Annotated in this window: 7 protein-coding genes; 5 read left to right on the forward strand and 2 right to left on the reverse strand. The window is 46.1% G+C overall.

Translation table 11 applies throughout. The features are described 5' to 3' along the window. Positions 1-24: 24 nt before the first annotated feature. From ppk1 to ORJ01_RS04935, 3 genes are read left to right on the forward strand one after another with little or no spacing between them, the layout of a single operon-like run. The gene (gene ppk1, locus ORJ01_RS04925; protein WP_306177143.1) at positions 25-2,157 is read left to right on the forward strand and encodes a polyphosphate kinase 1; all 2,133 of its coding nucleotides are present in this window, start codon (positions 25-27) and stop codon (positions 2,155-2,157) included. Next, positions 2,154-3,707 (forward strand): exopolyphosphatase, encoded by a 1,554-nt coding sequence (locus ORJ01_RS04930; RefSeq protein WP_306177144.1) that lies wholly within the window; start codon positions 2,154-2,156, stop codon positions 3,705-3,707. The genes ppk1 and ORJ01_RS04930 overlap by 4 nt, the downstream gene beginning before the upstream one ends. Beyond that, the gene (locus ORJ01_RS04935; protein WP_306177145.1) at positions 3,707-4,291 is read left to right on the forward strand and encodes a DNA-3-methyladenine glycosylase I; all 585 of its coding nucleotides are present in this window, start codon (positions 3,707-3,709) and stop codon (positions 4,289-4,291) included. Before ORJ01_RS04930 ends, ORJ01_RS04935 begins: the two co-directional genes overlap by 1 nt. 33 nt (positions 4,292-4,324) lie before the next feature. Here ORJ01_RS04935 and phoR read toward each other — a convergent pair whose 3' ends face one another. Together phoR and phoB are read right to left on the reverse strand one after the other, a co-directional pair. After that, positions 4,325-5,656, reverse strand: coding sequence for a phosphate regulon sensor histidine kinase PhoR (gene phoR / locus ORJ01_RS04940; protein WP_306177146.1), 1,332 nt, complete (start codon positions 5,654-5,656; stop codon positions 4,325-4,327). Positions 5,657-5,662: 6 nt separating this feature from the next. Further along, positions 5,663-6,352: a phosphate regulon transcriptional regulator PhoB gene (gene phoB, locus ORJ01_RS04945; protein ID WP_226749458.1), complete on the reverse strand. Its 690-nt coding sequence runs from the start codon at positions 6,350-6,352 to the stop codon at positions 5,663-5,665. A gap of 336 nt (positions 6,353-6,688) precedes the next feature. Here phoB and ORJ01_RS04950 point away from each other — a divergent pair, with 336 nt between their 5' ends. Both ORJ01_RS04950 and ORJ01_RS04955 read left to right on the forward strand, forming a co-directional pair. Further along, complete coding sequence (locus tag ORJ01_RS04950; protein ID WP_306177147.1) at positions 6,689-9,373, forward strand: hypothetical protein; 2,685 nt, start codon at positions 6,689-6,691, stop codon at positions 9,371-9,373. A 102-nt stretch (positions 9,374-9,475) separates the two neighbouring features. Further along, positions 9,476-12,136, forward strand: coding sequence for a TonB-dependent receptor domain-containing protein (locus ORJ01_RS04955; protein ID WP_306177148.1), 2,661 nt, complete (start codon positions 9,476-9,478; stop codon positions 12,134-12,136). Positions 12,137-12,141: the final 5 nt, after the last annotated feature.

Below are 12,141 nucleotides of genomic sequence, written 5' to 3' on the forward strand. Positions count from 1 at the left end.
GGAAGTAAGCAGGAGCAAAATCTAATGGAACAAACCATCCTCCCAGCGAAAACGGAAGATTATCCGCTTTATGCACGAGAGTTAAGCTGGCTGGCATTTAACGGCCGGGTGTTGCAAGAAGCCGCCGACACCCGAAACCCACCGATTGAGCGTTTACGCTTTTTAGGTATTTACTCTAATAACCTTGACGAATTTTTTCGGGTGCGGGTGGCCGATGTAAAACGGCGCATCCTCTTAAAAAAATACCAAACGTGGGAGCACGAAGACGCAGAGCAATTGCTAGGCGAAATTCAAAATCGCGTGTTAGAACTGGGTAAACAATTCAACAAAATCTACTTAGATATTCAGCTAGAACTGCGCAAGCATAATATCGAGTTAATCGATGACAGCAAGCTCAGCGAACTCCAGTCTGGTTGGGTGCGTGGCTATTTTAATAACGAAGTGAAAAAACACATTTCACCGATTATTCTCTCCAGCGCTGATGCCTCTTTAAGTAAGATTTTAGAAGATAACACCACCTATTTATTGGTTGAAATGACCGGTCAGAGCAAGCCTGAATACGCCATCGTGCAAGTGCCTACCGCTGAAGTATCACGCTTTATTGAATTACCCTTACATCTCAATACTCGGAAAAAGAACGGCCATTATCGCCGGCAAATTTTGTTATTAGACGATATTATCAATCATTGTATTGCCGATTTATTTCAAGGCTTTTTTGAGTTTGAGCAGATCTGCGCTTTTTCACTGAAACTGACCCGCGATGCCGAATACAATATCAGTGACACCCTTGATCAAAGCCTGATTGATAAAATGTCCAAGGGGATCCGGCAACGCTTAAAGTCTGAGCCCACACGTTTGGTGTATGACGCCGCCATGCCAGAGCAAATGCTTAAAGTGCTGACCAAACAATTAGGCACAAGCTCCGCGGATGCGTTGATTGCCGGTAGCCGTTATCGCAATTTTAAAGATTTTATTGGTTTTCCCAATTTAGGCCATCAAAGCATGGAGTTCCCGCCGCTACCGCCGCTACCCAGCGTCGAATTTGAGCAGCATCCCACCACCTTTGATGCCATCAAAAATAGCGATATTTTGCTGTACTACCCCTACCACAGCTTTGGTTATTTTACCGAGTGGGTACGACAGGCCTCGTTCGACCCGAAGGTAAGCCATATTAAAATCACTATGTACCGAGTAGCCAAGCATTCTCGAGTGATCCACTCGTTGTTAGATGCGGTTCGAAACGGTAAAAAAGTCACAGTGGTGGTGGAATTAAAAGCCCGCTTTGATGAAGAAAATAATATCAACTGGGCGCGGCGCATGACCGAATCGGGTATTGAAGTGATTTTTGGGCAAACCACGCTGAAGATCCACTCCAAGATCTGTTTAATCACCCGCCAAGAAAAAGGCAAAGCGGTGCGCTATGGTCATATCGGTACCGGTAATTTTAATGAGAAAACGGCCCGAATCTATACCGATATGAGCTTATTTACCTGTCATCCGGAAATTACAGCGGAGATTGAACAGGTCTTCGAGTTTATTCAATATTCGTATCGCCCGTTCCAATTTAAACATCTTATTGTGTCACCCACGTGGAGTCGCCCCAAGTTGATGTTGCTGATCCAACGCGAGATTGATTTCGCCATCAGTGGTCGCAAATCCGAGATCTTTCTTAAAGCCAATAACTTGGTCGATGAAGAAATTGTGCAATTACTGTATCGCGCCAGCCAAGCCGGTGTGAAAATTCGCATGATTATTCGGGGTATGTGTTCATTAGTCCCAGGCGTACCTGGTATGAGCCAGAATATCAAGATCATCAGTATTTTAGATCGGTTTTTAGAGCATGCTCGGGTGTATGTGTTTCATAATGGCGGGGATACTGATGTTTATATTTCCTCAGCCGACTGGATGACTCGCAATATCGATCAACGCGTTGAGGTGGGCGTGCCGCTGTTTGATGCTAAGATTAAACAAACAGTGATCGCTACGTTAGATATGCAATGGCGTGATAACGTTAAAGCCCGCAATATTGACGCAAAACAAACCAACACCTATGTTAAACGCGGCAACAAGCGTAATATTCGTTCGCAACAGAATATCTATGACATCTTTGCGGCACAGGCCCAACAGCTAATTAAACAGGTTGATTCCGAGCATTGACAACAACAACTGAACAAGAACAAGGCCAAGCGCCCTATATAGCCGCCGTCGATTTAGGCTCTAACAGTTTTCATATGGTGATTGCCCGAATTGTAAAAGGTGACATCCAATTACTGCATCGCGAAAAACAAAAGGTGCAATTGGCTGAAGGCTTAAGTGATGATTTGGTGCTAAGTGAAGATGCGATAGAGCGCGGATTAAATGTGCTGCGCCAATTTGCGGATACGCTGCAACCCTTTGCCCCGCAATCGGTGCGCGTGATTGCAACTTACACACTACGCCGCGCGAAAAACTCTGCCACGTTTTTACGTCGTGCCAAAACCTTGTTTCCGTTTCCAATTGAAGTGATCTCAGGGCAAGAAGAAGCCCGCTTTATTTATCAGGGCGTCGCGCACTTTGAACACTTTAGTGGCCGTCGTTTAGTGATTGATATTGGTGGTGGCAGCACCGAGTTCGCCTTGGGTGAGGCCGAGCAACCGTTGCGTTTAAGTAGCCGCAATATGGGCTGCGTCAGTTACGGTAAAAGTTTATTCCCGCAAGGTAAAATTAGCAGCCGTCGTTTTAATCGCGCCATTGTGCAAGCCGAGCAAGAACTCGAACCTATCGTTAACAGTTTTCGCACCGTGGGTTGGCAACAAGCGGTGGGTACTTCGGGTTCCGTCAAAACCATTCGCGATATCGTGGTTGGCTTTGGCTGGAGTACTCATGCGCTAGAGTTAGCGCACTTACTGCAACTGCGTAATTACTTGTTAAAGTTTGAAAACTGCCAAGACTTAGATTTACCCGGTTTAACCGATGATCGCAAACTGCTGCTATGCTCTGCGTTGAGTATTTTGATTGCGGCGTTTCAGATGTTACACATAGAACAACTGGTTTACGTTGACGCCGCCCTACGCGAAGGGGTGCTCTATGAAATGAGCGATCGGATGCAGCATTTGGATATACGTGAACAAACCATGCAAAGCCTGGTGCAGCGCTACGACATCGATCAAGCGCAAGCACAGCGCGTTCGTAGCACCGCTTTAGCCTTGGTTACACAAGTAAAAGACAGCTGGCAACTAAATGAGGAAGATGCGCTGCTGTTAAGTTTCGCGGCCACCGTGGCGGAAATAGGGCTACATATCAACTCATCTGGTGTGCAAAAACACTCTGCCTACATTTTGCAAAACGCCAACTTGCCTGGCTTTAACCAAGAGCAGCAAAACTTATTAGCCTGTTTAGTGCGCTTTCATCGCCGAAAAATTCGCGCCGATGAACTGCCCTACTTTAGTTTATTTGAATTATCCAAGGTGATTAACTTGTTAATTATCCTGCGTTTAGCTGTACTGCTGAATCAAAAGCGCCGTGATGACTTTCTACCCGACCTACTCGCCGAGGCTGGTGCACAAACCTTAAAATTAGATTTACCGCTAAGCTGGTTGCAAACGCAAAACGTGTTAGCCGCTGACTTGCTTCAAGAACAAAAAAACTTAAAGAAAATCGCCTTTAAATTTGATATCCCCAGCCTGCAAGAATTATCCAGTCAATTGTTAATTGAGTCAGCCAGTTAATGTGTCGTTGCCCATGGTTAGATATGAGTAAGCCTGATTATGTGGCCTATCATGATAGTGAATGGGGCGTGCCGCTATTTGATGATACAAAACTGTTTGAATTTTTAACGCTAGAAGCAGCGCAAGCGGGTTTGAGTTGGTACACCATACTTAAAAAACGTGATAATTATCGCCAAGCCTTTGCTGATTTTGATGCAGTTAAGGTGGCGGCGTTTGATGAGACACAGGTTCAAGCCTTGCTACAAAATGCCGGTATTATTCGCAACCAATTAAAAATTCGCGCCACCATTAACAATGCCGCCCGTTTTTTAGAAGTGCAAAGCGAGTTTGGCAGCTTTAGTGCTTACCAATGGGCCTTTGTTGGCCATCAACCCATCGTTAACGAACCACGGCAATTAGCTGACTATGCAGCACGTAGCCCCGAATCAGACGCCTTTAGTGCTGATTTAAAACGCCGCGGTTTTAAGTTTATTGGTTCGACTATTATCTATGCGCATATGCAAGCCTGTGGCATGGTAAATGACCATAGTGCGACCTGTTTTCGGCGCCAGCAAATTATTGACTGCTACCAAAGCCTTTTCTGACACCCCCATCAGCTTAAGCCTCAACGAAAAGTGTTAATTTGGTTTAGAGAGTCTTTTCGAACTCTGCACATTCAGCACTAACTCTGGCGGCAGTGCAAAAGAAAAAGTACTGCCTTCACCCGGCTCTGAAAAAATCATTAGCTGGCTATTATGACGTGACAGCACATGTTTAACGATAGCTAAGCCTAAACCGGTGCCCCCGGTATGACGAGCACGCGCCTGATCTACGCGGTAAAAGCGTTCGGTCAGTCGTTTCACATGATTGGCGGCAATACCTTCACCATTATCGGTTACAGTAAAAAGTGCTTTTTGATGCTCACGCTGCCAACTAATATGAATAATGCCGTTAGCCGGTGTGTATTTAATCGCATTGGTCACTAGATTCGAGAACGCACTGCGTAATTCTTCCGATACCCCCGTCACTTTTAAGCTGTCATCAATATTAAAGTGTAATTGATGCTGTTTTTCTCGGTTCAAAGTTTCGGCTTCGTGTTCAATTAAATGCAGCATGGCGGGTACATCAACCTCTAATTCAAACTGCACTCTTGCCGCCGCCTCAATCCGCGATAAGGTTAATAACTGCTGCACTAAACTGTCCATGCGCCGCGTTTGTTCTAGCATAACAGTATGGGCTTTAGGCCAGATCGCCGGTGGCGGTTGGCAATCGGCATCCATCATTTCTAAATAGCCTTGCAGCACGGTCAATGGCGTACGTAACTCATGCGATACATTGGCGACAAAGTCTTTGCGAATTTGCTCTAACTGCTTTAATTGGCTGATATCGCGGACGATCAGCAGAAATTGCGCCTTACCGTAAGGCATCATTTTACATTCAAGCACCAGATTGGATGAGGTAGGCGACAAGACTTCTAACGGCTGTTGAAAACGTTGTTCTTTAAGGTATTGATGAAACTCAGGCGAGCGAATTAAATTATCAATACGCTGCCCTTCATCGCTTGGCCAGCGTAAGCCCATCAGTATTTGCGCCAGTTTGTTACACCAAATGATACTCCAGTCTTCACTAAGCACCACCACTGCCTCAGGCAGGGCTTCAGCGCCATCTCGAAAACGCCTGACTAACGTCCGTAATTCTTTGCGTTTACGCCGCTCGCGCCGTTGCTGAAAATAAATACCGTCGAAGATTTGTTGCCAGCTACCATCACCTGCTGGCGGTGTTAGCTTTCGATCACGCCATAACCATTTATCAAGTAAAAAGATATGTTTATACTGCCAGGCTAACTGAAATACACTGACAACCAGCAAAGCCAGTAATATTTCACCAAAGATCCAACCGACAAAAGCTGCCAAACCATACTGCAGCAAGGCTTTGCTTAGCAGTGTCTTTTTAGACAGCAATATACGCATGGGCGCTTACTTAGCCGAAAAGCGGTAGCCAGATCCGCGCACTGTTTGCACTAACCTGTCATGACCGTTAAAGGCAATCGCTTTACGTAATCGACGAATATGCACATCCACAGTGCGATCCTCAACATACACATTAGTGCCCCAAACATGATCCAGTAATTGTTCGCGGCTGTAAACGCGCTCAGGGTGTGTCATAAAGAAATGCAATAAACGAAACTCAGTTGGCCCCATATCTAATGGCTGTTCGGCTGAGGTGACGCGATGCGATACTGGATCGAGCTTCAATCCCTGCACTTCAATCACATCATCCAAACTGGTGGGTGCAACCCGACGGATCACCGCTTTAATGCGTGCCATCAACTCTTTAGGTGAAAATGGCTTAGTGACATAGTCATCCGCACCCACTTCTAAACCTCGAATTTTATCTTCTTCTTCACCGCGTGCCGTTAACATAATGATCGGGATAGTGCGGGTGATCTCATGCTGCTTCATTTTCTTGGCAAACTGAATGCCACTGCCACCTGGTAACATCCAATCGAGTAAGACGAGATCGGGATAAGGTTCAACCAACATCTCTACCGCACTGTTGAAATCAACGGCAGTAGCGGCTTGGTAACCATTTTGCTCTAGTACAAAACACAACATATCTCGGATTGGAGCTTCATCTTCTACAACGAGAATTTTACGCGACGACATTTATTCACCTGTGTAATGGTTATTTACCTAAGTGCCAGTATCCAATCAAAATATGACATTTTTATGAAATATAACACCCTTTCTGTTTTTACTCACCCACTTGCTTGATGACGCTAACAAACACCTCAAGGGTTTTACCAAAAATGCGTAGAAATTTATGACAGTTACATGAATTATTTATGGCAAGCAGGGCTGAAAGCCTTGATATATCTGCATGTTCCAATTTCATCCCCCCCCTCTCGCTCATCTGTAATAAAAGCGTCATAGCCGCAAGCTAAGTTAGCCGCACATTCATTCTTATTGCTCACTAATCAAAATAGATACGGAGAAATCTTCATGGCTTTACGCAAATTATTAAAACTGAGCGCAATCACATCCGCACTCATTCTCGCAGGGTGTGGTGGTGATTTAGTTGTTAATACCGGCGCAACAGACAATGCAACAGATGGCGGTGGCAATACCCCTCCTCCGGTAATCAGTAATTGCCCAACGTTTGCGACACAAGGTAGTAGCTTGGCCGGTGTAACCAAAACTGTTTGCGAAATCAGTGGTGCTATTACCAGTGATGTGCGCTTAACCGCCGATATTGCTTGGTCACTCAGTGGCAAAGTGACCGTGGGTAATGACAATAGCAATAGTGCTACCCTGACTATTGAACCGGGCACTTATGTATTTGGTAAAAGCGGCGCCGATTATTTAGTGGTCGCTCGGGGTTCAAAAATTCAAGCCATCGGCACCGCAGCGGCGCCCATCATTATGACATCGGTAAACGATATGTTAGGACTGTCTGATGAAGAATCAGCTGCTGAATGGGGTGGTTTAGTCATACTTGGTAAAGCCCCAACGAATAAATGTGATCAAGCCAACTTAGCCAGCTGTCAGGTTGAAGCAGAAGGCGAAGCCGGCCCCTATGGCGGTAACGATCCAGAAGATAACAGCGGTGCACTACGTTATGTGCAAGTGCGTTATGCTGGTTTTGAAGTGATCCCAGATAACGAGCTAAATGGTATTACCTTTGCCGGTGTAGGTCGCGGAACCACAGTAGAATATATTCAGGTGCATAATAACTTAGATGACGGCGTTGAATTTTTCGGCGGTACTGTCGATGCTAAATATGTGGTGTTAACCGGTAACCGCGATGACTCTTTAGACTGGGCTGATGGCTGGCAAGGTCGTATGCAGCATGTATTGATCCGCCATAACCCAAATGATACCAAGGCCAACCGGGGCATCGAAGCGGATAATCAATCTGGTAACTTCACCGCCACACCGGTGTCTAAACCGCAAATTGCTAACCTGACCATCATCGGTAACAACTTTGATGGCGAAGATGATTCTGAAGGTATCTTACTGCGCGCTGGCACTGCCGGTGAGTTATACAATGTCATTGTCACTGGCCCAACCGGTATGGGCGAATGTTTTGAAATCAACTCCGACGAAACCATCACTAACGCGGGTAATGGCGAAATCGTCTTCCGAAATTCTATTCTTGATTGTGCCGAGCCATTTAAAAACTCAGTTGATGCTAGCGGCAACATTACATTAAACGCTGAAACCTGGTTTCGCGCTCAGCCTGGCAATATGGTTACAGACGCATTGTTAGGCGGCTATATTCCTGCACCTAACTCACCTGCCCTAGGTAATGGCTACAACGTGGCGAATAACGTTGACCCTTGGTTTGATACTGTAAATTACATTGGTGCTTTTGATGGCATGAATGATTGGACAACTGGTTGGACAATTGGCTTACACCCCGATGACGACTTAGCAGCCTGCCCAGCAGGGACAACTGCGGTCAACAGCTTAACGGGTCGTTTAAATTGCCAATTATCTGGCGATATTACGGCGAATGTTACGCTTGCAGCCGGTGCGGATTATGTATTAAACGGCCGAGTGCGCGTTGGACAAGATAATCAAAACAACGCCACGTTAACCATTCAACCGGGTGTCACCTTATACGGTAAGTCTGGTGCTGACTTCTTAGTGGTAAGTCGTGGTTCAAAAATTAATGCCAATGGCACCGCAGCAAACCCTATCGTCATGACGTCAGTGCAAGATGTTATTGGCTCACCCACTGCAGCAGGCCAATGGGGTGGCTTAGTCTTACTGGGTAATGCACCTAGCAACAAGTGCGATCAAACTAATCTTGCCAATTGCCAAGTGGCTGCAGAAGGTGATGCCGGTAACTATGGCGGCGCTAACTGGGAAGATAACAGCGGCGTATTGAATTATGTGGTGGTAAAACACGCCGGTTTTGAAGTTATTCCTGATAATGAATTAAACGGTATTACTTTCGCCGGCGTGGGTGCAGGAACCCAATGTAGCAATATCCAAGTGCACCAGAACGTCGATGACGGTGTCGAGTTCTTCGGTGGCGCGGTTAGCTGTAAGAATGTGGTGTTAACGGCTAACGGTGATGACTCGGTTGACTGGGCCGACGGCTGGCGTGGCAACATGCAGTTTGTCATTGTTAAGCATGCTGCCGACGGTGCGAAAGCCAACCGCGGTATCGAAGCGGATAACCAATCAGGTAACTTCGGTGCCTTGCCCATATCAAACCCTGTTATTGCCAACCTAACCATTATCGGCAATACCTTTGACGGTGATGATGATTCTGAAGGCGTATTGCTTCGCGCTGGCACTAATGCACAGTTAGCAAACTTTGTGATTACTGGCCCAATGGGCATGGGTGAATGTTTAGAAATTGAATCAAATGAGTCGCGCGCGTTAGCGGCTGCCGGTTCACTCACTCTTACCAACAGCGTTATTGCTTGCCCCACTGAAGCGACCAAAGGCACTGTCGATAGCAACACCACGACAGAGCAATGGTTTTTAAATCAAGCAGGCAACAGCTTCGCGTCTAATCAAGCGGCGGTGTTGGACGGTATTTTCACTATCGACACTACCACACCTAAAGATATGACAGCCGTTAGCAGCTTCTTTGAAGCCGTTGACTTTATTGGTGCTGTTAAGCCCGGTAACGATTGGACCGCAGGTTGGTCAGTTGGCTTAGACGACTAACTCCCTTGCAGCACAACCAAAATGACGCGGTTGTGCTGCTCTTTTTAGGCCATCTCAAGGCCATCGCCAGTAACATTTAAAAGCTGATAGGACAATGTTCAGATGAGCAGCAAACAAAAATTAAGTTTAAGTCGTGTAGGCCTGAGTGTCATGCTGGCCCTGAGCACCACGACAACCTTATTACCCATACATGCCAAGGCGCAAGATAGTGCTCCTGCACCTCAAACTGAAACTGAGGAACTTGAACGGATCTCCGTATCAGGCCGCTTGATGAGCTCCGCTGCAGCCGCCGCGGCAGAACGTCGAGAACAGCCCTATGTCGCAGAATTACTGGGCATGGAGCAAATTTCACGCGCTGGTGATAGCAATGCCGCCACCGCGCTGCGTCGCGTTACCGGCTTAACGCTAGTAAAAGACAAGTTTATATATGTTCGCGGTTTGGGCGAGCGCTATTCCAGCACGCTATTAAACGGTGCCTTGGTACCCAGCCCGGATCCAACCCGTAACGTGATCCCGCTAGATATGTTTCCGGCAGGCATTATCGAAAGTTTAGTGGTACAAAAGGCCTACTCCCCAGAACTACCGGCAGCATTTGGTGGCGGTAATGTCAATATTCGCACCGCAGCCATCCCCCTGCAAACCACCTTTAACGTTGCGGTAGGCACAGGCTATAACAGCTTAAATAGTGCTGATGGCTTCAGCTATGCTGGTGGCGGCGATGATTGGCATGGTAAAGATGATGGCACACGTGCCATATCTTCCGAACTTGCTGCGGCACAAAACCAGTTTGGTGTGCTAACACCAATTAATATCGCGGAAGCCCTCGGTGGTATCAACGCCACCAATCTCGCCCAAGCACAAAACATCGTGCGTGAACTGGGTACTGCATTTAATCGTGATATCGATATTAGCCGTACCTCAGTTAAACCCGACTTCGACGGCAGTGTCTCTTTTGGCAGCCGATTTGATCTGGCAAAAAATGTCGTATTTGGTGTGATGACAGGCTTTAGCTACGATCGTGCTACCCAAAATATTGAAGAACAAGAGCGGTATTACTCAATTTCTGGGGAGGCATTAACACCGCTTAATCGTTACGATGACATCCGAGGTACAGAGCATCAGATTAAGCTGTCTGGCATGTTAAATTTTGGTTTAGAGTTTGGCGTTGACCATCGTATAGAAACGTCGACGATTTATCTGCGCGATACAAAAGATGAGATCAAAATCAAAAACGGCGACAGTATTGAAACCATCAACGAAACGAACCGTTTTAATACTGACACCAGCCTCACTTATGAAGAGCGTACCATGCTGAGTAATCAGTTACGTGGCCGACATAATTTACCGTCACTGTGGGACCTGGCAATTGACTGGCAATATACCGATGCCAAGGCACGGCGTTATGCCCCAGGTCAAGTTGAATACCGTTACTTAAATGAAACGCAAGCCGACGGCTCAGTATTTTCGTTTTTACGACGCAATCAAAATGCCGTTACCTATAGCTTTGGTGATATGCAAGATAACACCCAGAATCTTAGCTGGAATGCGCATTTACCCATGACGCTGGGTAAAGCAGAGCTGACTTTCTCAACGGGTTATAATTATTTTGAGCGTAATCGTGATGCACAAACCGATCGTTTTAACTTTGATACTGTTGGTTTTAGCCTACAGCAATTAGCCGGTAGCTTTGCAGAAATTTTCTCAGATAGTCACATTCTAGATGCCGGTAATGGCTTTAAAATTTCTAACGTAACCACCCAAGCCGATGATTACCTTGCCGCTCAAATGATCGATGCCGGCTATGCCGCACTAGAGCTAAATTACGATTATCTGTTCCGGTTGAATCTGGGCGTACGCTACGAAGACTTTAAACAAGTGTCGCTACCCTTAGCCGCTGATGGGCAGATTAGCGGTAATGTCACCGATTCGGTGTTAGTAGAAGATGGGTTTTATCCCGCGCTATCACTAACTTGGTTTGTGAATGACGATTTACAAGCGCGCTTTGGTTACAGTAAAACGGTTGTACGGCCCGATCTACGTGAAGTTACACCAGTATTGTATGTCGACCCGCTAACCGACTTTAAAGTGACGGGCTTTAGCGGTTTAACCAGTACCGACATAAACAGTGCCGATGTGCGTTTCGAGTGGTATTACGATAACAGTAACTACAGTGTAGGTTTGTTCTATAAAGACTTGGATAACCCGATTGAAGCAATTGAACTATCCGGTTCTGACGGTAACTTACTGATGTCATTTCGAAATGCCGAAAGCGGCAAATTATATGGCGTCGAAGCCGAGTTTTTACAGCAGCTTGATATGTTTAACGGCTCAATCGGTCAGATTGCCGATAACTTTTTCCTAGCAGGCAACTTAACATTGAGTGAGTCAGAAATTACCATTCAGCGCTTCCCTGGGGCAAATTTAACCAATTTAGAGCGGGGTTTAAGTGGTCATTCTAAGTATGTCGCCAATTTGCAGCTTGGCTTTGATTCGGATAACGATAAGCACAATGCAACCCTAACCTATAATGTGTTTGGCAAGCGTATTGCTTTTGCTGGGGTCAATGGTAAAGACGATGCTTTCGAACAGCCGTTTAATTCGTTAGATGTGACATACAGCTATGCACCGAATAGCAATATCAGCGTTAAATTAGGCCTGAAAAATCTGCTAGATGAAGATGTCGAAATCTTACAGCAAGGCGAGATCTTACAAAAGCGTACAGAAGGCCAAAGTTACTCGTTGAGCTTTTCCTACAAATATTAAGCAAA

It is taken from the genome of Alishewanella sp. SMS8, from assembly GCF_030737935.1.
GTDB classification, from domain to species: domain Bacteria; phylum Pseudomonadota; class Gammaproteobacteria; order Enterobacterales; family Alteromonadaceae; genus Alishewanella; species Alishewanella maricola.